At 73.2% G+C, this 21626-nt stretch carries 25 protein-coding genes; 10 read left to right on the forward strand and 15 right to left on the reverse strand.

Annotated elements, in window-relative coordinates; genetic code table 11:
* From GTW67_RS26865 to GTW67_RS26875, 3 genes are all read right to left on the reverse strand, one after another.
* The coding region (locus GTW67_RS26865) for a YbaK/EbsC family protein (RefSeq protein WP_161167367.1) at positions 1 to 473 on the reverse strand (473 nt) is incomplete at its 3' end.
* 43 nt (positions 474 to 516) lie between these two features.
* A complete protein-coding gene (locus tag GTW67_RS26870; RefSeq protein WP_161167368.1) occupies positions 517 to 1089 on the reverse strand; it encodes a cupin domain-containing protein in 573 nt (190 codons plus the stop codon).
* A 160-nt stretch (positions 1090 to 1249) separates the two neighbouring features.
* Positions 1250 to 2047, reverse strand: coding sequence for a DapH/DapD/GlmU-related protein (locus GTW67_RS26875; protein WP_161167369.1), 798 nt, complete (start codon positions 2045 to 2047; stop codon positions 1250 to 1252).
* 107 nt (positions 2048 to 2154) lie between these two features.
* Here GTW67_RS26875 and GTW67_RS26880 point away from each other — a divergent pair, with 107 nt between their 5' ends.
* On the forward strand, positions 2155 to 2682 hold the full coding sequence (locus GTW67_RS26880) for a gamma carbonic anhydrase family protein (RefSeq protein ID WP_161167370.1): 528 nt from the start codon (positions 2155 to 2157) through the stop codon (positions 2680 to 2682).
* A 21-nt stretch (positions 2683 to 2703) separates the two neighbouring features.
* Here GTW67_RS26880 and GTW67_RS26885 read toward each other — a convergent pair whose 3' ends face one another.
* Both GTW67_RS26885 and GTW67_RS26890 read right to left on the reverse strand, forming a co-directional pair.
* Positions 2704 to 3336 (reverse strand): DedA family protein, encoded by a 633-nt coding sequence (locus GTW67_RS26885; RefSeq protein WP_161167371.1) that lies wholly within the window; start codon positions 3334 to 3336, stop codon positions 2704 to 2706.
* Between the two features lie 131 nt (positions 3337 to 3467).
* A complete protein-coding gene (locus tag GTW67_RS26890; protein WP_161167390.1) occupies positions 3468 to 3905 on the reverse strand; it encodes a DUF4442 domain-containing protein in 438 nt (145 codons plus the stop codon).
* 91 nt (positions 3906 to 3996) lie between these two features.
* On the opposite strand from GTW67_RS26890, the gene GTW67_RS26895 reads away from it, so the two are divergent.
* On the forward strand, positions 3997 to 4944 hold the full coding sequence (locus GTW67_RS26895; protein WP_161167372.1) for a DUF8017 domain-containing protein: 948 nt from the start codon (positions 3997 to 3999) through the stop codon (positions 4942 to 4944).
* 100 nt (positions 4945 to 5044) lie between these two features.
* On the forward strand, positions 5045 to 6085 hold the full coding sequence (locus GTW67_RS26900) for a DUF8017 domain-containing protein (protein ID WP_161167373.1): 1041 nt from the start codon (positions 5045 to 5047) through the stop codon (positions 6083 to 6085).
* 23 nt (positions 6086 to 6108) lie between these two features.
* Here GTW67_RS26900 and GTW67_RS26905 read toward each other — a convergent pair whose 3' ends face one another.
* The 3 genes from GTW67_RS26905 to GTW67_RS26915 form a co-directional block, all read right to left on the reverse strand.
* Positions 6109 to 6954, reverse strand: coding sequence for a fused MFS/spermidine synthase (locus GTW67_RS26905; RefSeq protein ID WP_161167391.1), 846 nt, complete (start codon positions 6952 to 6954; stop codon positions 6109 to 6111).
* A 111-nt stretch (positions 6955 to 7065) separates the two neighbouring features.
* The gene (gene tuf, locus GTW67_RS26910; protein ID WP_161167374.1) at positions 7066 to 8235 is read right to left on the reverse strand and encodes an elongation factor Tu; all 1170 of its coding nucleotides are present in this window, start codon (positions 8233 to 8235) and stop codon (positions 7066 to 7068) included.
* 254 nt (positions 8236 to 8489) lie between these two features.
* Entirely contained in the window at positions 8490 to 9212 is a 723-nt protein-coding gene (locus tag GTW67_RS26915; protein WP_161167375.1) for a DNA alkylation repair protein, read from the reverse strand.
* A 49-nt stretch (positions 9213 to 9261) separates the two neighbouring features.
* On the opposite strand from GTW67_RS26915, the gene GTW67_RS26920 reads away from it, so the two are divergent.
* From GTW67_RS26920 to GTW67_RS26930, 3 genes are all read left to right on the forward strand, one after another.
* Positions 9262 to 10041, forward strand: coding sequence for a TVP38/TMEM64 family protein (locus tag GTW67_RS26920; RefSeq protein WP_161167376.1), 780 nt, complete (start codon positions 9262 to 9264; stop codon positions 10039 to 10041).
* A gap of 191 nt (positions 10042 to 10232) precedes the next feature.
* Positions 10233 to 11108 carry an undecaprenyl-diphosphate phosphatase gene (locus GTW67_RS26925; protein ID WP_161167377.1) on the forward strand — a complete coding sequence of 292 codons (876 nt, stop codon included), beginning with the start codon at positions 10233 to 10235 and terminating at the stop codon, positions 11106 to 11108.
* Positions 11109 to 11172: 64 nt separating this feature from the next.
* Positions 11173 to 11352, forward strand: coding sequence for a hypothetical protein (locus GTW67_RS26930; RefSeq protein ID WP_161167378.1), 180 nt, complete (start codon positions 11173 to 11175; stop codon positions 11350 to 11352).
* 57 nt (positions 11353 to 11409) lie between these two features.
* Here GTW67_RS26930 and GTW67_RS26935 read toward each other — a convergent pair whose 3' ends face one another.
* Both GTW67_RS26935 and GTW67_RS26940 read right to left on the reverse strand, forming a co-directional pair.
* Positions 11410 to 12150 carry an SDR family oxidoreductase gene (locus GTW67_RS26935; protein ID WP_161167379.1) on the reverse strand — a complete coding sequence of 247 codons (741 nt, stop codon included), beginning with the start codon at positions 12148 to 12150 and terminating at the stop codon, positions 11410 to 11412.
* Between the two features lie 77 nt (positions 12151 to 12227).
* Positions 12228 to 12830 (reverse strand): DUF4291 domain-containing protein, encoded by a 603-nt coding sequence (locus GTW67_RS26940; RefSeq protein ID WP_161167380.1) that lies wholly within the window; start codon positions 12828 to 12830, stop codon positions 12228 to 12230.
* Positions 12831 to 12981: 151 nt separating this feature from the next.
* Between GTW67_RS26940 and lnt the strand changes: the two genes are divergently transcribed.
* Positions 12982 to 14556 carry an apolipoprotein N-acyltransferase gene (gene lnt, locus GTW67_RS26945; protein WP_161167381.1) on the forward strand — a complete coding sequence of 525 codons (1575 nt, stop codon included), beginning with the start codon at positions 12982 to 12984 and terminating at the stop codon, positions 14554 to 14556.
* Here lnt and GTW67_RS26950 read toward each other — a convergent pair.
* Both GTW67_RS26950 and GTW67_RS26955 read right to left on the reverse strand, forming a co-directional pair.
* The gene (locus GTW67_RS26950; protein WP_161167382.1) at positions 14480 to 15385 is read right to left on the reverse strand and encodes a Gfo/Idh/MocA family oxidoreductase; all 906 of its coding nucleotides are present in this window, start codon (positions 15383 to 15385) and stop codon (positions 14480 to 14482) included. The genes lnt and GTW67_RS26950 overlap by 77 nt on opposite strands.
* Positions 15386 to 15398: 13 nt before the next feature.
* A complete protein-coding gene (locus GTW67_RS26955) occupies positions 15399 to 16580 on the reverse strand; it encodes an FAD-dependent monooxygenase (RefSeq protein ID WP_161167383.1) in 1182 nt (393 codons plus the stop codon).
* A gap of 94 nt (positions 16581 to 16674) precedes the next feature.
* On the opposite strand from GTW67_RS26955, the gene GTW67_RS26960 reads away from it, so the two are divergent.
* The 3 genes from GTW67_RS26960 to GTW67_RS26970 all read left to right on the forward strand — a co-directional run bounded on the left by GTW67_RS26960 (position 16675) and on the right by GTW67_RS26970 (position 18441).
* On the forward strand, positions 16675 to 17274 hold the full coding sequence (locus GTW67_RS26960; protein ID WP_161167384.1) for a TetR/AcrR family transcriptional regulator: 600 nt from the start codon (positions 16675 to 16677) through the stop codon (positions 17272 to 17274).
* A gap of 49 nt (positions 17275 to 17323) precedes the next feature.
* Positions 17324 to 17836, forward strand: coding sequence for a DinB family protein (locus tag GTW67_RS26965; RefSeq protein WP_161167385.1), 513 nt, complete (start codon positions 17324 to 17326; stop codon positions 17834 to 17836).
* A 146-nt stretch (positions 17837 to 17982) separates the two neighbouring features.
* Positions 17983 to 18441, forward strand: a complete 459-nt coding sequence (locus GTW67_RS26970; protein WP_346010749.1) for a hypothetical protein — start codon at positions 17983 to 17985, stop codon at positions 18439 to 18441.
* 68 nt (positions 18442 to 18509) lie between these two features.
* On the opposite strand, the gene GTW67_RS26975 is transcribed toward GTW67_RS26970, so the two are convergent.
* The 3 genes from GTW67_RS26975 to GTW67_RS26985 form a co-directional block, all read right to left on the reverse strand.
* Positions 18510 to 19034 carry a hypothetical protein gene (locus tag GTW67_RS26975; RefSeq protein ID WP_161167387.1) on the reverse strand — a complete coding sequence of 175 codons (525 nt, stop codon included), beginning with the start codon at positions 19032 to 19034 and terminating at the stop codon, positions 18510 to 18512.
* Between the two features lie 123 nt (positions 19035 to 19157).
* Complete coding sequence (gene ung, locus GTW67_RS26980) at positions 19158 to 19841, reverse strand: uracil-DNA glycosylase (RefSeq protein ID WP_161167388.1); 684 nt, start codon at positions 19839 to 19841, stop codon at positions 19158 to 19160.
* Between the two features lie 104 nt (positions 19842 to 19945).
* Positions 19946 to 21532 carry an ABC transporter substrate-binding protein gene (locus GTW67_RS26985; RefSeq protein WP_161167389.1) on the reverse strand — a complete coding sequence of 529 codons (1587 nt, stop codon included), beginning with the start codon at positions 21530 to 21532 and terminating at the stop codon, positions 19946 to 19948.
* Between the last annotated feature and the right edge of the window lie 94 nt (positions 21533 to 21626).

Here is a 21626-nt window from a genome sequence, read left to right on the forward strand (position 1 = left end):
TGTCCGCTGCCGACCAGGACGTAGGGCAGGTCGGCGACGGCCGGGTCCACCAGCACCGGCCAGTCGGCGGGCAGACCGACCGGGGTGATCCCGCCGTACTCCATGCCGCTCTCGCCCGTCGCCGTGTCCATCGGGGCGAACGAGGCCTTGCGGGCGCCGAGCTGACGGCGCACGGCCCCGTTGACGTCGACGCGGGTCGTGGAGAGGACCACGCACGCGGCGAGCGTGGTCTCGCCGCCCCGCTTGCCGGAGACCACCACGCAGTTCGCGGACCGCTCCAGCAGTTCACGGCCGTAGTGCTCGACGAAGACGGCGGTGTCGGCCCACCGCGGGTCGGTGTCGACGTAGACGATCTGCTCGGCGGGGACGCTGCCGCGCCAGGCGCGCACGGCGTCGGCGACCGGGGCTGTCAGCTCGTCGAGGCAGTCCGGCGCGGGCGTGGCGCTGTCGAAGTCTCCGATGGGTGCGTGCATGGCCGCACGCTAACAACTCCGGGCCGCCACGCGGCCGGTCGTCTCAGCGGACGGGCGGCACCGACACCGCCATGATCATCTCCATCGGCTCCTCGCCCTCGTTGCCGTACGTGTGCGGGGCGGCGGCCTCGAAGGAGGCGCTGGCGCCGGTGGGGACGCGGTGGGCCACGCCGTCGACGGTGAGCGTCAGCTCCCCGGACGTGACGTGCACGAGCTCGACCGTGCCGGCGGGGTGCGGGTCGGAGGGGCTGCTGTCGCCCGGCATGAGCCGCCAGTCCCACATCTCCAGGGGGCCGGGGGCCTCGGCGCCGGCGAGCAGCCGGTTGTAGCTGCCGGCGTCGGTGTGCCAGAGCCGTACGGCCTGGTCGGCGGGGACGATGCGGACCGCCGGGCCCTGTTCGTAGTCGAGCAGGGTGGTGATGCTGACGCCGAGGGCGTCACCGATCTTGACCACCGTGCCGAGGCTGGGGTTGGTGCGCGCCTGCTCGATCTGGATGAGCATGCCGCGGCTGACGGCGGCCCGCGCGGCCAGCGCGTCCAGAGTGAAGCCGCGCTCGGTGCGCCAGCGCTTGACGTTCCGCGCCAGGGACTGGGTCAGCAGGTCGAGGTCCGACACATTCCGTCCATTATTCTGGATGACGTGGTGCAGTGCGTTGAACTGCGGTGGACTGCACCTGATCGTTCACTGAACTGTACTGCGAGGCCGCTCGCCCTGAGGGGCACACTGCTGCCGGCGGCGGGCTGAGCCGGAGGGACACCCTCGACGCCCCCTGGGCTCAGCCCTCCGTGGCCGGTTCCGCGAGCTTTCCCGTGGGCCGGGCGTCCAGTTCGGCCAGGCGGGCCACCGTCTCCTCGTCCAGCCGGGCCAGGGCCCGCAGTTCCTCCGGCGTGACCCCGTCGGGGAGCGGCACGGGGGCCGGGGTCCGCATCGGCGGCTGCCAGCCCTCCGCGGGCGTCCAGCGCCGTACGACGCGTGCGGGCGCGCCCGCCACCACGGCGTGGTCGGGGACCGTGCCGCGGACCACGGCACCGGCGGCGACCACCACGTTCCGTCCGATCCGCGCGCCGGGCAGGATCACCGCGCCGGTGCCGATCCAGCAGCCGGAGCCGATCTCCACCGGCTCCATCCGGGGCCACTGCTTGCCGATGGGCTGGTGCGGGTCGTCGTAGGAGTGGTTGGTGGAGGTGACGTAGACGTACGGGCCGAAGTAGCAGTCGCTGCCGATGGTGACGGTGGTGTCCGCGATGACGTGGCTGCCGCGGCCGAGGACGACTCCGTCGCCGATGCGCAGGATCGGCTCGGGGCCGAGGTCGAGGTCGGGCATGAGCCCGGCGGTCAGGGTGACCTGCTCGCCGATGATGCAGTGGGCGCCGACGTGGATCCAGGGCTCGCCGAAGACCGTGCCGAGCGGGAAGGCGAGCCGGGTGCCCGTCCCCAGCGCGCCGAAGCGGAAGCGCCCGGGGTGCGCGGCGGTGACGGAGCCGGTGCGCTGCACCCAGGCCCACCCCGCGTGGACGGCGCGCTGCGCGAGGCGGGTGGACCAGGACGAGAACGTGTTCTTGCGCTTCGGCACCCGCTCACGGTACTCAGCACGCGCCGCCGGGAAGGCGCCGGAGGCCTGTGATCTTCACCCCACCGGGTGGCGTACGGTGCACTGCATCACCCGAGCAGGAGGCAACGATGACGCACAAGGCGCTGATCAAGGGCATCGGCGGCAAGGACCCGAAGGTGGACGCCGAGGCCTTCGTGGCACCGACGTCCTCGGTCGTCGGGGACGTGACGCTGCACGCGGGGGCGAGCGTCTGGTACGGCGCGGTGCTGCGCGGCGACGTCGAACGGATCACCGTCGGCGCGAGCAGCAACGTCCAGGACAACTGCACGCTCCACGCCGACCCCGGTTTCCCCGTCACGGTCGGCGAGCGCGTCTCCATCGGGCACAACGCGGTCGTGCACGGCGCGACCGTCGAGGACGACTGCCTGATCGGCATGGGCGCCACCGTCCTCAACGGCGCGGTGATCGGCGCCGGTTCACTGGTGGCCGCCCAGGCCCTCGTCCCGCAGGGCATGCGGGTGCCGCCGGGTTCCCTGGTCGCCGGTGTGCCGGCGAAGGTGCGGCGCGAGCTGACGGAGGAGGAGCGTCAGGGCGTCACGCTCAACGGGACGATGTACGCGGAGCTGGCGAAGGCCCACGGCGAGGTCCACGACTGAGCGGGGAGCCGCGGGGGCGCGTCAGTCTGCGGTGACGGGGTCCGGTTCCGGCCGGGCCTTCGCCGCCTTGCGCTTCACGACGAGCATGGAGACGACGCCGATGACGACCGCGGCCACCAGGCCCAGCCACGAGAAGCGCTTGAGCCAGGACTCGGCGACGACACCGACGTAGTAGATGACGGCGGTGGTGCCGCCCGCCCAGACGATGCCGCCGAGGACGTTGGCGATCAGGAACTTCCAGTACGGCATCCGCAGCACGCCGGCCAGCGGGCCGGCGAAGATGCGCAGCAGGGCGACGAAGCGGCCGAAGAACACGGCCCACATGCCCCACTTCTGGAAGGACCGCTCGGCGGTGGCGATGTGCCCCTCGCCGAAGTGCTTCGGGAACTTCCTGCCCAGCCAGGCCAGCAGGGGCCGGCCGCCCCTGCGGCCGATGGCGTACCCGATGGAGTCGCCGATCACCGCGCCCGCGCTGGCGCAGGCGCCGAGGATCACCGGGTCGACGCCGCCGTGCTGGGAGGAGAGCAGGGCCGCCGAGACCAGGATGATCTCGCCGGGCAAGGGGATGCCGAGGCTCTCCAGACCGATGACCAGTCCGACGACGGCGTAGACGGCCGCCGCGGGCACCGTGTCGAGCCACTCCTGGACGTGCAACGCCGCAGCCTCCGATTCGCGTCCCTGCCGTGCGCGGGTGCCTGCCCCGCCGCTTCCCGGGTGCGCCTCGGTGGAGGCGCACCCGGGAAGCCTACCGGTCCGCGGGCCGTGCCCGGCCGCGAGTGTGTGGCTCAGCCGTTGGGCCGCAGGGTCCACACCACGGTCATCTCCCCGGTCACCGCCCCGTCCTCGCGCTGGATGGCGACGCTCACCGGGAACTCGGGGCGCTTGCCCTCGTCCAGTTCCGCGACGACCTCGGTGATCGGCCGGCCGAGGGTGGCGGTGGCGGTGACGGGGCCCAGGGCGATCTTCTTGAACGCGATCTCGGCGGTGACCGGCAGCGGCACGGCGCGGGAGAGCTGGTCGCCGAAGGCGGCCAGGACGATCGCCCCGCTGGCCGACTCGCCCAGCGTGAACATGGCTCCGGCGTGCGGTCCGCCGACGTGGTTGCGGTACTCGCTCTGGTCCGGCAGGGCCAGGACCGCCTTCTCGGGGGTGGTCTCCAGGTACTCGAGGTTCAGGGTCCTGACCATCGGCACCGTGGCGGCGAGCAACTCGCCGATCGACATCTGATCTGCGCTCATGACAGCAGGTTACCCATGAGTAGCATCCGGGGGCCAGAGCCGGCGGCCCGCGGTGATCGCCCTATGCTTGCCGCCCATGTGGCCAGGAGAGCAGTCATCCGCCGGGGGTCCGCACTCCGGGCAGCCGAATCCGTACCAGCAGCCGGGCTACCAGCAGCCCGCACCGCACCCCGGTCAGCAGCCGCCCGCGCCGTGGAACGCGCCCACGGTCACGGCGGGTCCGCCGCCGAGCGGGGGGCCGGGCGGACGCCGCACCAAGGTGGTGGCGATCGTGGCCGCCTCGGCCGTCGTGGTGGCCGCCGCCGTGGCCGGAGTCGTCCTCCTGGGCGGCGGCGAGGACGAGAAGGCCGAGCCGGAGCCGGCCGCGTCCTCCGCGTCCGCCCCCTCGCCCTCCGGTGACGCGCGGAACGCGGACGGCGCCCCGCGGCCGACCGTCTCCGGCTGGAGCACCGTGGTGAACACGGGCCTCGGCATCGCCTTCGACGTACCGGCGTCCTGGAAGCGGCAGTCGCCCGACTGGGTCAGCTTCGTCACCGACGACAAGGACCCCGAGGACAAGCCGCTGATCGGCATGAAGGCCCCGGCCGTGCTCCAGGAGGAGTGGTGCGCCTCCGACGACGACAAGGACGGCTCGGTCGACCACACCCCGCTCGCCTCCGCCGGCACGCGGGGCAACAACGGGGCGCGCAGCACCGAGGAGATCGCCCGGGCCGACTCGGCGCAGTGGGTGTACGGGGCGTTCACCCAGCCCGACCGGAAGAAGATCACGACGGAGCCGGTGGTCTCGTTCACGACCGCCTCCGGCATCACCGGCAGCCTGGCCACCTCCCGTTCGGCCGGGGTGACGAAGCGGGGCAAGTGCGACGTGGACGGCAAGGCGACCACGTTCGCCTTCAAGTCCGCCGACGGCGATCTCCTCTCCTGGTCGTTCGTCGGTGCCGCGCGGGTCGGTGACGAGGTGCCGGACGCCACCGTGCGGCAGATCGCGGGCACCGTGCGGGAGTTCACGCCCTCGGACTCCTGAGGGACCGCGGCACCGCCGCCCGCCCGGGCCCCGCTTCGGTACGTCCCTGACAAGCGGCAGTGACCGAATCGTGTCCTCGGCCGCACTAGGGTGACTAGTCATGTGGCCAGGACAGCAGCCGCCCGGGGGCGAGCAGAATCCGCAGAACAACCCGTACCAGCAGCCGGGGTACCAGCAGCCGAATCCGTATCAGCAGCCCGGCTACCAGCAGCAGCCCGGCCCGTACGGACAGCAGCCGCAGTGGGGCGCCAACCAGCCCCCCGGCAGGCCGGAGCCGCCGACCTTCGCCGGCGGTGGCGGCGGTGGCGGTGGCGGCGGGAACCGGACGAAGCTGGTCGCCATCATCGCGTCGCTGGCCGTGGTCGTGGCCGCCGGCGTGACCGGCTTCCTCGTGCTGGGCGGTGACAAGGACGACAAGGCCGACGACGGCAAGGGCAAGAAGCCGTCCGCGAGCGCGTCCGCGGACAAGTCCGCGTCCCCGACGGCCGATCCGAGCGCGTCCACCGGCGACGACAACCCGCGCGGCGCCGACGAGCTGAAGCCGACCGTCGAGGGCTGGAAGGTCGTCGCCAACCCGCGCTTCGGCACCATGTTCGACGTGCCCGCCGACTGGGAGATCGAGAGCACCGACACGAGCGTCGGCTTCGAGTGGGAGGAGAAGGGCAAGACGGAACGCACCACCGTCACCGCCCCTGCCTACCTCAAGTCCGAGTGGTGCACGGAGGACTCCGACAAGGACGGCCGCAAGGAGAGCACCGCGCTCGCCACCGCCGGCACCCGCGGCGAGGACGGCGCCAAGGAGACCGCCGAGGCGGCCGAGACCCGGGTGCCGTGGTGGATCTACGGCGGCTACACGGAGCCGGACAGGAAGAGCGTCAAGTACGACAAGCCGAAGGACTACACCACGGCCTCCGGCATCAAGGGCAGCCTCGCCACGGCCCATTCGGAGGGCACCCCGCAGAAGGGGAAGTGCGACAGCGAGGGCAAGGCCATCACCTTCGCGTTCAAGAACGGCGCGGGCAACTTCGTCACCTGGAACCTCTACGGCGCCAAGGGCGTCAAGGACGAGATCCCCGAGGCGACGGTCCAGAAGATCCTCAGCACCGTGCGCCTGACCGAGGAACCGCCGACGGAGGCCTAGGCCCCCCGGCCCCCGGCCGCCGCTCAGCCGATGCCGAACGCCCCGGCGGGAGGCTCGGGCGACGGCAGGGCGTCCTCGTCCCGCACCGGCCGTGCGTCGCCGATGAAGTCCCGCAGGGCGGGCCCGTGTTCGACGCGGGCCGGGAAGGCGTCGGCGGCGGTGCGCCGGGTCAGCGCCGCCGTGTCGAGGGGCCGGTGCGCGGCGACGAGGACGGCGTTGCCGAAGCGGCGCCCGCGCAGCACACCCGGCTCGGCGACGAGCGCCAGCTCCTCGAAGAGCGTGGCGAATCCGGCCAGTTGGCCGCGCAGGAAGGCGAAGGGCGCCCCGTCGGCCAGGTTCGCGACGTACACGCCGTCGGGACGCAGGACGCGGGCCGCCTCGCGGGCGTACTCGACGGAGGTCAGGTGCGCGGGCACCCGTGAGCCCCCGAAGACGTCGGCGACCAGGACGTCGGCCGAGTCGTCGGGGGCGTCCGCCAGCCAGGCGCGGGCGTCGGCGCCGTGCGCGGTGATGCCGGCGCCCTCGGGCAGCGGCAGATGCTCGGCGACCACGTCCAGCAGCCCCCGGTCGGCCTCCACGACGTCCTGCCGGGAGCCGGGCCGGGTCTCGGCCACGTACCGGGGCAGCGTGAACGCGCCGCCGCCCAGGTGCACCACGTCCAGCGCGCGCCCCGGCTCGGCGACCGTGTCCAGGACATGGCCGAGCCGGCGGGTGTACTCGAACTCCAGGTGCGCCGGCTCGTCCAGGTCGACGTAGGACTGCGGCGCCCCGTCGACGGTGAGCAGCCAGGCCCGCCGCCGGTCGACGTCGGGCATGAGCTTGACGGTGCCGTGGTCGGTGACGCGGCTGACGGGCAGGGCCTCGTTCACTCCCTCATGGTTCACGCCTCCATTGTGCGGCGGGGCGACGCCGTCGGCGGCACGGGGGCGCGACCGTCCACGACGGCCCGCCCCCGCCCACCGCGCCGGAGGCCACGGTGCTCACCCCACGGACGTCACCGTCCCCGCGCCCACCGTCCGTCCGCCCTCCCGGACGGCGAACCCGAGGCCGGTCTCCAGCGGCATGTCCCGCCCCAACTCCACCGTCATCGTGACGGTGTCCCCGGGCCGGGCGACGGCCACCTCGCCGAGGTCCACGTCCCCGACCACGTCCGCGGTGCGGATGTAGAACTGCGGCCGGTACCCCGTGGCGACCGGCGTCGACCGTCCGCCCTCGCGCGCCGACAGCACGTACACCCGCGCCGTGAAGCGCCGGGCGGGCACGACACTGCCGGGTGCGGCGACCACGTGGCCGCGGCGCACCGTGTCGCGGGCGACCCCGCGCAGCAGCAGCGCCACGTTGTCCCCGGCCTGCGCCTCCTCCATCGGCTTGTCGAAGGTCTCCAGGCCGGTGACGACCGTCTCGACGGAGGCGCCCAGCACCTCGACCCGGTCGCCGACGCGGACGGTGCCGCGCTCGACGGCGCCGGTGACGACCGTGCCGCGGCCGGTGATGGTGAGCACGTTCTCCACGGACAGCAGGAACGGCGCGTCCAGATACCGCTCGGGCATGGGCACATAGGTGTCCACGGCGTCGAGCAGCGCCTCGACGGAGGCCGTCCACCGCGGGTCGCCCTCCAGGGCCTTCAGCCCCGAGACCCGTACGACGGGCACGGCGTCGCCGCCGTAGCCGTGCGCGGTGAGCAGCTCGCGGACCTCCAGCTCGACGAGGTCGGTCAGCTCCTCGTCCCCGGCGTCGGCCTTGTTGAGCGCTACCACGATGTGGTCGACGCCCACCTGCCGGGCGAGCAGCACGTGTTCGGCGGTCTGCGGCATGATCCCGTCCAGCGCGGAGACGACGAGGATCGCCCCGTCGAGCTGGGCGGCGCCGGTGACCATGTTCTTCACGTAGTCGGCGTGGCCGGGCATGTCGACGTGCGCGTAGTGCCGGGTGTCGGTCTCGTACTCGACGTGCGCGATGTTGATGGTGATGCCGCGCGCCGCCTCCTCGGGGGCGCGGTCGATGCGGTCGAACGGCACGAACGTGCCGGCGCCGCGCTCGGCGAGGACCTTGGTGATGGCGGCGGTCAGGGTGGTCTTGCCGTGGTCGACATGGCCCATCGTGCCGATGTTGAGATGCGGTTTGGTGCGGACGTACGCCGTCTTGGACATGGCGGTACCTCGAAGCCTCGTGGCGGTGGTGGGAACCCCTGGGGCCGGCCGACCCTCCCCCTGCGGGGTCCGCCGGACGATCCGGGGAGGGTCAGCTTCGGGCGCCGTCGACTGCGGCGGTGAAGTGGGTGACGGCAGCCTTCGGGGCATCCGCGACCGCGGATGCTGCGAGGTGGAAGGCGTACCGGAACATGACGCAGATCATCGCCGACGCCTTGTCGCACGTCGAATGCTTTTTGACGGCACGGCAGTCGCTAGGGACCGATGTTGCGCAGTGCCTCCCGCACGGAGAGCGGGGCGAGGGTCTGGCCGTGTGCGGCGACGAAGGCGCGTACGGCGTCGGGGTCGGTCTTGGCGTACTCGCGCAGGCACCAGCCGATGGCCTTGCGGACGAAGAAGTCGGGGTGGCCGGACCGGTGCAGGCAGTAGCCGAAGAGGCGGTCGGTGTCGGTGCGTTCCCGGTAGCGCAGCTGGTGGAGCAGGGCCGTACGGGCCAGCCAGACGTCCTCGTCCGCGATCCAGGCGTCCATGTCGGCCGTGAGGCCGCGGTCGGCCGCGACCAGCCCGCCGACGACGTGCGCGGCGAGCAGGTCGACGGTGTCCCACCAGGGGACGGTGGTGACCAGATGCCGGACCACCGGCAGGAATTCGGAGGAGCAATACGTCACATGACGGCGCAGGAGATCGACGGCGAAGTAGTGGTACTCGCGCTCGGGCAGCCGCCAGCAGCGCAGCGCGATCGCGGCGCAGTCCGCCTCACCGGGACGGGGCAGGCCGGCCAGCACCGTGCGGGACAGGGCACGGCGATCAGGCGTGGTCAGGCCCAGGAAAGGGGCCACGTCCTTCATGTACGCCCGCATCGCCACGGCCCGCTCGGGGTCGGCGGCGCCGGCGTACACGGCGGTGAGCCGCTCCAGCACGGTGTCGGCGAGAGGGCTGTGCGGCACGTCCGGAATTCCCGTGGCTGTGACGCTCATGAGACGCACCCTACGGCGATCACACACATATGTCGGTTAGTGTCGCCGGATGTTCGATGCCACCACCCGCTCTGGGGGCACCATCACGGCCTCTCCCCGGGCCGCCGCGACGGAACTCGCCGTCGCGACGGCCGCGGGGCCCGTCGCACCGACCGGTCTCGCCGCCCGCGTGACGAGAGTTCTGCTCTCCCCGTGGTCCCGTTTCTCCCTGCTCGTCGCCCTGCTCGCGTCGGCCGGGACGGCGGTGGTGCTGTTCCAGCCGCAGCACTTGCTGACGAACGGCTGGCCACCACAGCTCGGGGGCGCCGCGGCGGCGCTCGCCTACGCGGTGGCGTACGGACTGTGCACCGTCGCCTTCGTCCCGCGCCCGCTGCTCAACCTGGCCGCGGGTGCCCTGTTCGGCTCGCAGCTCGGCCTCGCCTCCGCCCTGGCGGGCACGGTGCTGGGCGCCGGGGTCGCCTTCTGCCTCGGCCGCGTACTCGGCCAGGAAGCGCTGCGCCCGCTGCTGCGGGGCAAGTGGCTGAAGGCGGCGGACGGACAACTCAGCCGGCACGGCTTCCGCTCGATGCTGGCGGCGCGGCTGTTCCCGGGGGTGCCGTTCGCCGCCGCCAACTACTGCGCGGCCGTCTCCCGCATGGGCCTGCTGCCGTTCCTGCTGGCGACGGGCCTCGGGTCGATCCCGAACACCGCCGCCTACGCGGTGGCCGGCGCCCGCGCCTCGACGCCGACCTCGCCGGCCTTCCTGATCGCCATGGCCTGCATCGCCCTGCCGGGGCTGGCGGGCGCGGTGGTGGCCTGGCGCAGGCGCCACCAGCTGCGCGGGCGGTGACGGGGACCCACCCGGAGTGACGAGGGGTGACGGGGCCCGGCCGACCGCCCCTGGCCCCCTCACCCCTGTCGTCCGGCCGTCATTTCGGGGCGCTACGCTGCCCCTCGACACGCCTGATCCTGATCACCGCGGACGGTGGCTCGGTGTGTCCATCGACCGTTCCTCGATCGGCACTTGGACTCCGTAACTTCATGTCTTGGTTTGAATCCCTCGTCCTCGGACTCGTCCAGGGGCTGACCGAGTTCCTCCCCGTGTCCTCCAGCGCGCACCTGCGCCTGACCGCGGCGTTCTCCGGCTGGCACGACCCGGGGGCGGCCTTCACGGCGATCACCCAGATCGGCACGGAGGCCGCGGTCCTCATCTACTTCCGCAAGGACATCGGGCGGATCATCTCGGCGTGGACCCGCTCGCTCACCAGCAAGGAGATGCGCGGCGACCCGGACGCCCGGATGGGCTGGCTGGTGATCATCGGCTCGGTCCCGATCGGCGTGCTCGGCCTGACGCTGAAGGACCAGATCGAGGGGCCGTTCCGCGACCTGCGCATCACCGCGACCATGCTGATCGTCGTCGGCGTGATCATCGGCGTCGCGGACCGGCTGGCGGCGCGGGACGAGACGGGCGGCCGGCACCGTGCGCCGAGGCGGCGCAAGGAACTGGAAGACCTGGGCGTCCGGGACGGCCTGATCTACGGGCTCTGCCAGGCGATGGCCCTCATCCCCGGCGTCTCCCGGTCCGGCGCGACCATCAGCGGCGGCCTCTTCATGGGCTACCGGCGCGAGGCCGCGGCCCGGTACTCGTTCCTGCTCGCGGTCCCCGCGGTGCTCGCCTCCGGGCTGTTCGAGCTCAAGGACGCGATGGAGAGCGACCACGTCTCCTGGGGCCCGACGCTGTTCGCGACGGTCATCGCCTTCGGCACGGGATATGTCGTGATCGCGTGGTTCATGAAGTTCATCTCCACCAAGAGCTTCATGCCGTTCGTCTGGTACCGCATCGCGCTCGGTGTCCTCATCATCGCCCTGGTCGCGGCCGGTGTCCTCAGCCCGCACGCCGCCGAGTCGGCCGGCTGACGGGCATATGCCTGCGTAGCCGTCCGGTAGCGCAGTGTCAGTGCTTGCCCCTAGGCTTGTCCGCATGTCCCCCGAATACGTGACCCCTGGTTCCGTGCGTTCCGCAGCGGAGCTGAACGACCAGATCCGCTCGCTGTGGCGACGCGCGGGCGGATCCCTGTCGGCTCAGGAGCGCGTGGAGTACGAGTTGCTGGTGGTCGAGTGGGCCGCCGCGATCCGCTGCGAACTCATCGAGGCCGCCTGAGCCGCCGGGGAGGCAGGCCCCCGGGCAACCTCCCCCCGCGTGCGCCGCGTTGACGCCTCAGCGTCCACCGGCGACGCGCAGCACCGTGCCCGTCGTGTAGGACGCGTCCGGTGACATCAACCAGGCGACGGCCGCGGCGATCTCCTCGGCCCGCCCCGCGCGCCCCAGCGGTACGACCGCCCCCACCCGCCGGGCCCGGTCCGGGTCGCCCATGGCGGCGTGCATCTCGGTGTCGATGACGCCCGGTGCGACGGCGTTGACGCGGACTCCGGCCGGGCCGAGCTCCTTGGCCAGGCCCACGGTCAGGGCGTCGACGCCGGCCTTGGACGCCGCGTAGTGGACGTACTCCCCCGGGCTGCCGAGGGTCGCGGCGCCCGACGACACGTTGACGATCACTCCGCGCCCCCGCGCGGTCATGAGCTGCGCGGCACGGCGGGCGCAGAGCAGCGCGCCCAGCAGGTTGACGTCGAGGACCCGGCGCAGGTCCGCGGTGTCGCTGTCGGCGAGGCGCCCCAGGGGGCCGGTCACCGCCGCGTTGTTCACCAGACCGGTCACCGGGCCCAGCTCCCGCTCCGCCGCCTCGAAGAGGTGCTCCACGTCGGCCTCGGCCGAGGTGTCCGCCCGCACGGCGAGAGCGCGGCCGCCCGCCTCCCGCACCCCGGCCGCGACCGTCCCGGCGGCCGCCTCGTCACGGACGTAGCCAACGACGACGTCGTGCCCGTCGGCGGCGAGGCGCAGGCAGGTCGCCGCGCCGATCCCCCGGCTGCCTCCGGTGACGACGGTGACGGGACGGGTCATGATCCAACCTCCAGTTGCGATCGATCATCGATCATCCTAGGCGCGGATCCCCCACCCGCACAGGCCTCTCGCTCGGCTCACCCGCAGAGGTGTTCCAGGGCGCCGGACTCCAGCGGCAGCGGCCGTTCCGTCGGCAGCAGGGCGGCGGCCCGCTCGTCCTCGCCGGCCCGGACGAGCCCGTGGATCTCGGCGGCGAGCGGCGTCACGTCCTCGATGCCCACGATCCACTCGTCGGCGTACCGCGCCGCCGCCTCCCCCGCGAGGCCCAGCTGAAGCGACCGATGGGGCAGCGGGGCCAGGCGCAGATCGCGTTCGGGGTCCCACTGCACGCGTGCGGGCGCCCGGCGGAGCTGCCGCTGCCAGGTCTCCTTGTCGCCGTGCAGCTCGGGGACGTAGTGGGACAGACACGCGTTGCGCAGCGCCCAGACGAAGCCCTCCCGGTCGATCTCGACGGCGAGGACCGTCTCCTGGTCCTCCTTGGCGCCCCATCCGCAGCGGTACATCATCCACAGGAACGACGGCTTGATCCAGGTCATGCGGTCGCGTTTCCAGGACGGCGGGAAGCGGCCCGCGCGAGCCGCCGCGCGGCCGATCTCCGGGCGGTAGGCCTGGTACACGGTGACCGTGGAGTCGGTGTGGCGGGCGCGGACGCGGAAGCGGGGTTCCTGCTGATCATCCATGCGGGACAGGATCGGCGCCCGTGTCCGCCCGGGGCCACCGAATATCGGACCGGGGCTGCGCCTGCCCGGTCGGCGTTCCGCCGGTGTGATCAACTGAACGGGTCCGCACCGAGAGCGCACACTGAAGGCACCACGGGGTAGGGAGCCGCCCATGAAGACGCTCGGCCACTGGCTCACCTCCCCCTGGCGGCGCTCGGCCGTCGCCGTACTCGCCGGCGCGCTGCCCGTCCTCGCCTTCCCCGCCCCGTCGCTGTGGTGGTGGGCCTTCGTGGCCCTGGTCCCCTGGCTGCTGCTGGTCCGCGGTGCGCCCACCGGCAGGCGGGCCGCGTACGACGGCTGGTGCGCGGGGTTCGGGTTCATGCTGGCCATGCACCACTGGCTGCTGCCCAGCCTGCACGTGTTCACGTTCGTCATCGCCGCGCTGCTCGGCGCGTTGTGGGCGCCGTGGGGATGGCTGGTGCGGCGGCTGCTGGGCGGCTCCCCGTCGGGCGGCAGGGTCGCGGTGGCGCTCCTGGTGGTGCCGTCGGGCTGGCTGGCCGTGGAGCTGGTGCGGTCCTGGCAGGGGCTCGGCGGCCCCTGGGGCATGATCGGCGCCAGTCAGTGGCAGGTCGCGCCGGCGCTGCGGCTCGCCTCGGTGGGCGGGGTGTGGCTGCTGAGCTTCCTGGTGGTGGCCGTCAACGTGGCCCTCGCCGTCCTGGCCGCCGTCCGCCGGGCCCGGGTGCCCGCCGTGGCCGGGCTCGTCGCCACCGCCGCCGCCACCTCCGCCGCCTGGGTGTGGGCGCCGCGCCCCGACACCGGCGAGCGGGTCGCCGTCGCCGTGGTGCAGCCCGGCGTCGTCGCCGGCCGCGACAGCGCCGACCGGCGCTTCGACCGCGAGGAGCAGCTGACGCGCGGGCTGGCGGACCGGGGCGCCGACCTGATCGTCTGGGGCGAGAGCAGCGTCGGCTTCGACCTGGACGACCGGCCGGACCTGGCGCGGCGGCTGGCGGAGCTGTCCCGGCAGACCGGCGCGGACATCCTGGTCAACGTGGACGCGCGGCGCTCGGACCAGCCCGGGATCTACAAGAGCTCGGTGCTCGTCGGCCCGGACGGCCCGACCGGCGACCGGTACGACAAGATGCGGCTGGTGCCCTTCGGGGAGTACGTGCCGGCGCGCTCACTGCTCGGCTGGGCCACCTCCGTCGGCAAGGCGGCGGGCGAGGACCGCAGGCGCGGCTCGGAGCAGGTCGTGATGGACGTCGGCAAGGGGCTGCGGATCGGCCCGATGGTGTGCTTCGAGAGCGCCTTCCCCGACATGAGCCGGCATCTGGCCGCCGACGGCGCGGAGGTGCTGCTCGCCCAGTCGTCGACGTCGACGTTCCAGGACACCTGGGCGCCCGAGCAACACGCCTCGCTGGCCGCGCTGCGCGCCGCCGAGACCGGCCGGCCGATGGTCCACGCGACGCTGACCGGGGTGTCCGCCGTCCACGACGCCACGGGTGCGCGGATCGGCCCCTGGCTCGGCACCGACGCGAGCGCGGCCCGGGTGTACGACGTGCCGCTCGCGCACGGCACCACCCCGTACGTCCGCTACGGCGACTGGACGGTGCACGCGGCGATGCTGGTCCTGGCGGCCTGGGCGGTCGGCGACGGGGTGCGGACGCTGCGGCTCAGGCGGTCGGATCCGTCACCGCGCGTACCACCCGCTCGCACAGCTCATGGGTCTCCAGCGCGTCCCGGGCACTGAGCACCGTGCCCGAGCGCACGGCGTCGAGGAAGGTGAGGACCGCCTGCTCGATGCCGCGCTGCCGGGCCACCGGCACCCAGTCGCCGCGGCGCCGCACGGTCGGCTGGCCCTTGTGGTCGATCACCTCGGCGAGGTTGACCACCTGGCGCTTGGTGTCCTGGCCGGAGACCTCCAGGATCTCCTCCGTCGAGCCGCTGAGACGGTTCATCACGCCGAGCGCGGTGAAGCCGTCCCCGGCGAGCTGGAGCACGACGTGGTGGAGCAGGCCGTCCTCGGCGCGGAAGCGCACGGTGACGTCGTCGACCGGGCCGGGCACCAGGAACCGCAGGGTGTCGACGACGTGGATGAAGTCGTCGAGGATCATCGTGCGCGGTTCCTCCGGGAGGCCCGTGCGGTTCTTCTGCATGAGGATCAGCTCGCGCGGGTGCTCGGCGCACTGCGCGTACCCGGGGGCGTGGCGCCGGTTGAAGCCGACGGCGAGGCTCGTGCCGCGCCGCTCGGCGAGGTCCACCAGCCGCTCGGAATCGGCGAGTTCGTAGGCGAGCGGCTTGTCGACGTAGGTCGGTACGCCCGCCTCCAGCAGCCTGGCCACGATCTCGGGGTGGACGGCCGTCGGCGCGTGCACGAAGGCCGCGTCGAGGTCCTGGGCGAGCAGGGAGTCGAGGTCGGTGTGACGCTGGGCCTCAGGGACGCGCAGGGAGTCGGCGACGCGGGTGAGGGTCGCGGGGGTGCGGGTCTGGAGGTGCAGCTCGGCACCGGGCAGGACGGAGAGCACCGGCAGGTAGGCCTTCCGCGCGATGTCGCCGAGTCCGATGCAACCGACCTTCACGGGGTGTACTCCTCTAACGCTCGCCTGCCCTGGTCCGCTGCGAAGCATACGGCGCCTGCGGAGGCCGCCAGTCGGCGATGCCGTCGAAGCCGCGCAGGAAGAGGGCGGGGCCGGCCTTCGACAGCGCGGTGAGCGCGGCGTCGCGTACGGCGGTCACGGCGCGGTTGCCGGCCATGTTGAGCCGGGCGACCCTGACGGCCTGCCGCACGACGGCGGTCGTACGGGGCAGCCGGGCGGCCGTGTAGGCGGCGAGGTCGTCCCGGTGGTGGGCGAGCACCACCGCGTCCTCGATCGCCTGGTTGCCGCCCTGGCCGAGGGTCGGCGGCATCGCGTGGGCCGCGTCCCCGAGGAGGGCGACCCGGCCGCGGTGGTAGGCGGGCAGGGGCTCGGCGATGTGGTGCACGTCGTGGCGCAGGACGTCTTCGGGGCGGGTGGCGGCGAGGACAGCGGGGATCGGGTCGTGCCAGTCGCCGTACCGGTGCAGCAGCTCCGCCCGCTCGTCCGCGGCGTGCCCGCCCGCCGCGGTGACGGCGGCGGCGTACGCGTAGACGCGGCCGTCCTTGAGCGGGTGGGTGCCCCAGATGCGGCCCCGGCCCCAGGTCTCGTGCGAGGCGAACGCGACGCCGGGCAGCGGGACGACCACCCGCCAGGTGGTGAAGCCGGAGTAGACGGGCCCGGGGTGGTCCGGGAACAGCGCCCCGCGCACGGCGGAGCGGAGGCCGTCGGCGGCCACGACCAGGTCGGCCTCCAGCTCGCCGTCGGACGTGCGCACGCGGGCCGGGCGGTCGGCGTCGCCGGGGTCGGCGAGGGTCGCGGCGGCGCCCGTGCGGATCGCGCCGTCCGGCAGCAGGGCGGCGAGGCGGTCGATGAGGGTGGCCCGGTGCAGCAGCACGAGCGGGCCGCCGAACCGGGCCGCCGCGGCCTCGGCGCTGGAACGGGAGAGCCAGCGCCCGCCCGGGGTGCGCAGGCCTCCGTCGCCCTGCCAGGCGGCGAGGTCGCGGATCTCGTCGCCGAGGCCGATGACGTCCAGGGCGCGCAGGGCGTTGGGCGACAGGGAGATGGCGGCGCCGACGGGCTCCAGGCTCGGCGAGCGCTCCAGGACGGTGACCCGCAGGCCGGCGCCGTGCAGGGCCGCCGCGGCGGCGAGTCCCCCGATCCCGCCGCCGATCACGACTGCCTGCCCGGTCCGGCCCATGGCTCCTCCTCATGTCCGCCTCGTGTCACTACAGCTGTAGTGACCTGACACGTCGACTGTACTACATCCGTAGTGCGCCAGGTAGGTTGGCCGCATGCCCGCCCGCACCGCACCCGTCTCCGGCGCCGCCCGCGCCGGCCTCGTCGCCGACGCCGCGCTCGCCCTGCTCGCCGAGCGCGGGATGCGCGGCCTCACACACCGCGCGGTCGACGAGGCGGCCGGACTCCCCCAGGGCTCCACGTCCAACCTCGCGCGGACCCGGCAGGCCCTGCTGGAACTGGCGGTGCGGCGCCTCGCCGAGCGGGAGGCGCGGGTGCTGGCCCTGCACGAGATGCCGGACCCGCGCGGCGGCCTCGACGCCCTCGTGGACGCGCTGGCGCTGGCGACGCACCGCGCCCTGACCCGCAACCGCGAACTCACCCTGGCGCGCTACGAACTGGCCCTGGAGGCCACGCGCCGGCCCGAGCTGCGCGCCTACTTCGACGCCACCGGCGCCCGTTTCCGCGAGCAGCTCGGCACTCTCGTCACGGCGATGGGCTCGGCCGACCCGGCCCGCCATGTGCTGTCGCTCGTCGCCTGGGCGGACGGGCTGATGTTCTCCTGCGTGGCCGGTTCGTTCAGCGCCGAGACGCCGCCGCTGGACGACGTACGGGCGGATCTGCGGGAGCTGATCGGCGGGATGCTGGGCCGGTGACGCGGGCAATTCCCTGGTGGATCATGCGGGGTTGGGTCAGGATGCGGCCATGACTACCGACCGCCGGGAACCCGCGACCGACGCCGACGAACGCACCATGCTGGAGGGCTGGCTGGACTACCACCGGCAGACGCTCGCCTGGAAGTGCGAGGGCCTGACCGACGCCCAGCTCCGGACCGCCGCCGTGGCGCCCTCCACGCTGTCCCTGCTGGGTCTGGTGCGGCACATGGCCGAGGTGGAGCGCAGCTGGTACCGCAGGGTGATGGCGGCCGAGGACGCCGAGCCGATCTACTACAGCGACGAGGACCCGGACGGCGACTTCCGCCTGACCGGGGCGGACACCTGGCAGGAGGCGTACGCCACGTGGCAGGCCGAGATCGAGGCCGCCCGGCGCATCGCGGCCGGCTTCCGGCTCGACGAGATCTCCCGGGGCAGGCACCGGCGCACCCGCGAGCGGTACAACCTGCGCTGGGTGCACACGCACATGATCGAGGAGTACGCGCGGCACAACGGCCACGCCGACCTGATCCGCGAGTGCGTCGACGGCGCCACCGGCGACTGACGTCACCCGCTGTGGACGCGGGGACCCCGTACGGGGCCGGAGATCACCCGCACGGGCGCAAACTCCGCTCGTCCGCCGTCGCGGAGCGGCTCTCAACCGACAGAGTGGCGCGGGTGCATCGAACGACGACCACCGCAACGCTTCTGGTGACCGTGGCTGTCTCGGCCCTGGCCGGCTGTACGACGGTCCAGCCCGTGTCCGGCCCGGCGGCCGGCGCCCGTCCGTCCGCGCCTCACCCGGACGGTCCGGCCGAGCCCCGGGTGGTGCAGGCCCCCGCCCGGGAGGCGCTGGAGAGGACCGGCCCCTCGCCGTCCGCGGACCGGGCCACGGGCGAACCGCGCCGCACGGCAGACCCCTCGGCCCCGGCCTCGCGCAGACCCCCGGCCGCCCGCCCCGAGCCGCGGCCACGGCCGGCGCGTCCCGAGACGCCCCGGCGGCCGGGCACGGGCGCGCAGGAGCCACACGTCCAGGTCCCCGATCTGCCGAAACCGACCGGCGGGGGCACCGGCACGGGGGCGGGCCTGTGCTCCCTGGGCAGTCAGTACGGCGGCTGGCGCCCGGGCAGCCCGGAGGCGGTCATCTGCGAGCAGACGTACGGCCGCTGACGTACGGCCGCCGCGGTCCTGCCGCTGTGGTCCTTTGGTCCTGGGTTCCTGCCGTCCGCCCGCGTCGCCTACTGCTGTCGCCGTGGTGGTCCCCACGGGCCGTCCGGCGCGGGGCCGCCGTCGCCGAGGCGCGTCTCCAGCCGGCGGATCGCCGCCCGTACGCCCTCGCCGTAGCGGTCGTCGGCCAGCGCCACGGCCGCGACGCGGGCCCGCCGCAGATGCAGCCGGGCGGCCTCGCGGTGGCCGAGCCGGTCGTAGTCGGCGGCCAGGTTGAGATGGAGCGAGGGGTACAGGGCACGGGCGGCGGGCGCGCTCTCGTGCCGTCCGGCGGCACGGTCCTCGGTGAGTTCCTCCGCGGCCGACAAGGCCCGCAGGTCCCACGCCAGTTCGTCGCCCGGGTCGTCCTGCGTGTCGGCCAGATAGTGGGCCAGGGTGCAGCGGTGCAGCGGGTCGCCGTGCTCGCCGATCTCCGCCCACAGGACGAGGTAGCGGCGGCGGGCCTCCTCGCGGTCGCCGGCGTGGTGCAGCATGACGACCTGCCCGATCCGCGTCAGTACGGCGTCGGGCGCCGTCTGCTCCTGTCCCTTGGCCACCACGTCCTCCGTGCCCCTCGTCGGCTGTCCCCCGACGACGCTAACGGCAGGCACCGGACTTCCAGGTCAGGCGGCCCGTGACGCGCGGGCCGGCCGGCGGACGACCGGCCCCCGTCCGCCGGGTCAGCCCAGATCGGGGATGTTCCAGTCGATCGGCTCGTGCCCCTGCGCGGCGACCGCCTCGTTGATCTGCGTGAACGGGCGGGAACCGAAGAACTTCTTCGCCGACAGCGGCGAGGGGTGCGCGCCCTTGACCACGACGTGCCGCGTCTCGTCGATCAGCGGGAGCTTCTTCTGCGCGTAGTTGCCCCACAGCACGAACACCGCCGGGTCGGGCCGGCCGGCCACCGCGCGGATCACCGCGTCGGTGAACAGCTCCCAGCCCCGGGACTTGTGCGAGTTGGCCTCGCCGGCGCGGACCGTGAGCACCGCGTTGAGCAGCAGGACGCCCTGCTTCGCCCAGGGCATGAGGTAGCCGTTGTCCGGGATCGGGACGTCCAGCTCCGCGTGCATCTCCTTGTAGATGTTGCGCAGCGACGGCGGCACCTTCACTCCCGGCCGGACCGAGAAGCACAGCCCGTGGCCCTGGCCCTCGCCGTGGTAGGGGTCCTGCCCGAGGACCAGCACCTTCACCTGGTCGTAGGGCGTGGCCTCCAGCGCGGCGAAGACCTCCTCGCGCGGGGGGTAGACGGGGCCGTTCGCCCGCTCCTCCTCGACGAACTCCGTCAGCTCCTTGAAGTAGGGCTTCTGCAGTTCGCCGCCCAGCACCTCGCGCCAGGACTCGGGCAGCATGGCGATGTCGGTCACGTCGACTTCCTTACGGTGTGCGGTCGCTTCCAGTCCTCAGAACCTACCGGCGACCACTGACAATCCACTCCCGGGGGCGCTCGGCCGGGCCGGGAGCAGGCCGCCTACCAGCTGGTCTTCCGGGAAAGCTGCCACATCATCATGATCGTCGAGGGGTCCAGCGCCCGCTCCGCGCCCGAGATCTCGTCGCTCGCGGCGACGTACTGCTTGCCCTGCCACAGCGGCAGCAGCCGCGCGTCGTTCACGAGGATCTGCTGCGCCCGCTCGAAGTCCTTCTCCACGTTGGCGCGGTCGCTCTCGCGCCGGGACCTGGGCAGCAGCTCACCGGTGATCTCGGGCGCCGCGTACGGCGTGCCGAGCGCGTTCTGCTCGCCGACGAAGGGGGCGATGAAGTTCTCGGCGTCCGGGAAGTCCGGGGACCAGCCGCGGCCGAACACCGGGTACTCGCCCTTCTGGTAGCCCTCGACGTACGTCTTCCAGGGCCGGCTCTTCAGCGTCACCGTGAACAGTCCGGAGCCGTCCAGCTGCCGCTTGAGCTCCTTGAACTCCGCCTCGGTCTCCGAGCCGTAGCGGTCGGTGGTGTACCAGAGGGTGAGCGGGACGGGCTCGGTGATGCCGGCGTCGGAGAGGATCCGGCGGGCCTTGGAGACGCTGGGGTCGCCGTAGTCGTCGAAGAAGCCCGTGGTGTGGCCCGTCAGCCCCTTGGGGACCATCGAGTACAGCGGGTCGACGGTGTCCTGGTAGACCTGGTGGGCGATCGCCGCGCGGTCGATGACCTGGGCGACGGCCTGGCGCACGGCCTTGCGGCCCGCCCACGGGTCCTTCGGGTTGAACACCAGGTAGCTGATCTCCGCGCCGGTGCCCTCGACCAGCTGGAGTTCCTCCTCCTTGGCGGCCTTGCCCTGGAGCGTGACGATGTCGTCGGCCGCGAGACCCCGGTAGGTGGCCTGGATCTCGTGGTCGCGCAGTGCCTTCACCATGCCGGCGGAGTCCTTGAAGTACCGGACGGTCACCGCGTCGTTGTGGCGCTCCGCGAAGCCCTTGTAGCGGTCGTTGCGGACCAGCTCGGCCCGCTCCCCGTCCTTGTACGACTGGAGCGTGTACGGGCCGGAGCCGGCGATCCCGTCCGCGTCGCGCAGCGCGTTCGCCGGGTAGCCGGCGGGGTCGACGATCGACATCGCCGGTGTGGCGAGCACGAACGGGAAGGTGGCGTCGGGCTTGTTGAGGTGGAAGACCACCTCGTGCTCGCTGGGCGCCTGGACCCGGTCGAGACTGCCGAGCAGACCGGCGGGGCCGCCGTTGACGTTGATCTTCTTGATCCGGTCGATGGAGTGCTTGACCGCCTGCGCGTCGAGCGGGTGCCCGTTGGAGAAGGTCAGGCCGTCGCGCAGCTCGCACCGGTACACCTGGTTCGCCGCGTCGCTGAACGCGCAGCTCTTGGCGGCGTCGGGCTGGGGCGCGGTCGCGCCGTTGGGGTAGCTGAGCAGCGTCTGGTAGATGTTGCGGAACAGCTCCCAGGAGCCGTCCCACGAGGCCGCCGGATCCAGCGTGCTGGGCGCGCTGGTGGTACCCACGACGATCGGGCCCTCGTCCTCGGAGCTGTCGGACGACAGGATGCCGCATCCGGTGACCAGCGAAGATATGGACGCGATGGCCGCGGCACTCCGCAGGCATCGGTTCCGGTTGAACACGCGCACGCTCCTCGATCCGCCGTACCAAGGGTCGGCAGACCATACCGCAGCACCGGGCTCCCTGAACTCCCCTGTGAGCAGGGGTTTTGATCGA

The organism is Streptomyces sp. SID5910 (assembly GCF_009862125.1).
GTDB lineage: Bacteria > Actinomycetota > Actinomycetes > Streptomycetales > Streptomycetaceae > Streptomyces.

Bases quoted from the DNA above. Each gene is read 5' to 3' on its own strand.
- GTW67_RS26880 (WP_161167370.1), top strand. From the start codon at position 2,155: ATGACGCACAAGGCGCTGATCAAGGGCATCGGCGGCAAGGACCCGAAG.
- GTW67_RS26890 (WP_161167390.1), bottom strand. From the start codon at position 3,905: ATGTCGATCGGCGAGTTGCTCGCCGCCACGGTGCCGATGGTCAGGACC.
- GTW67_RS26895 (WP_161167372.1), top strand. From the start codon at position 3,997: ATGTGGCCAGGAGAGCAGTCATCCGCCGGGGGTCCGCACTCCGGGCAG.
- GTW67_RS26900 (WP_161167373.1), top strand. From the start codon at position 5,045: ATGTGGCCAGGACAGCAGCCGCCCGGGGGCGAGCAGAATCCGCAGAAC.
- tuf (WP_161167374.1), bottom strand. From the start codon at position 8,235: ATGTCCAAGACGGCGTACGTCCGCACCAAACCGCATCTCAACATCGGC.
- GTW67_RS26915 (WP_161167375.1), bottom strand. From the start codon at position 9,212: ATGAGCGTCACAGCCACGGGAATTCCGGACGTGCCGCACAGCCCTCTC.
- GTW67_RS26920 (WP_161167376.1), top strand. From the start codon at position 9,262: ATGTTCGATGCCACCACCCGCTCTGGGGGCACCATCACGGCCTCTCCC.
- GTW67_RS26925 (WP_161167377.1), top strand. From the start codon at position 10,233: ATGTCTTGGTTTGAATCCCTCGTCCTCGGACTCGTCCAGGGGCTGACC.
- GTW67_RS26930 (WP_161167378.1), top strand. From the start codon at position 11,173: ATGTCCCCCGAATACGTGACCCCTGGTTCCGTGCGTTCCGCAGCGGAG.
- GTW67_RS26935 (WP_161167379.1), bottom strand. From the start codon at position 12,150: ATGACCCGTCCCGTCACCGTCGTCACCGGAGGCAGCCGGGGGATCGGC.
- GTW67_RS26940 (WP_161167380.1), bottom strand. From the start codon at position 12,830: ATGGATGATCAGCAGGAACCCCGCTTCCGCGTCCGCGCCCGCCACACC.
- lnt (WP_161167381.1), top strand. From the start codon at position 12,982: ATGAAGACGCTCGGCCACTGGCTCACCTCCCCCTGGCGGCGCTCGGCC.
- GTW67_RS26955 (WP_161167383.1), bottom strand. From the start codon at position 16,580: ATGGGCCGGACCGGGCAGGCAGTCGTGATCGGCGGCGGGATCGGGGGA.
- GTW67_RS26960 (WP_161167384.1), top strand. From the start codon at position 16,675: ATGCCCGCCCGCACCGCACCCGTCTCCGGCGCCGCCCGCGCCGGCCTC.
- GTW67_RS26965 (WP_161167385.1), top strand. From the start codon at position 17,324: ATGACTACCGACCGCCGGGAACCCGCGACCGACGCCGACGAACGCACC.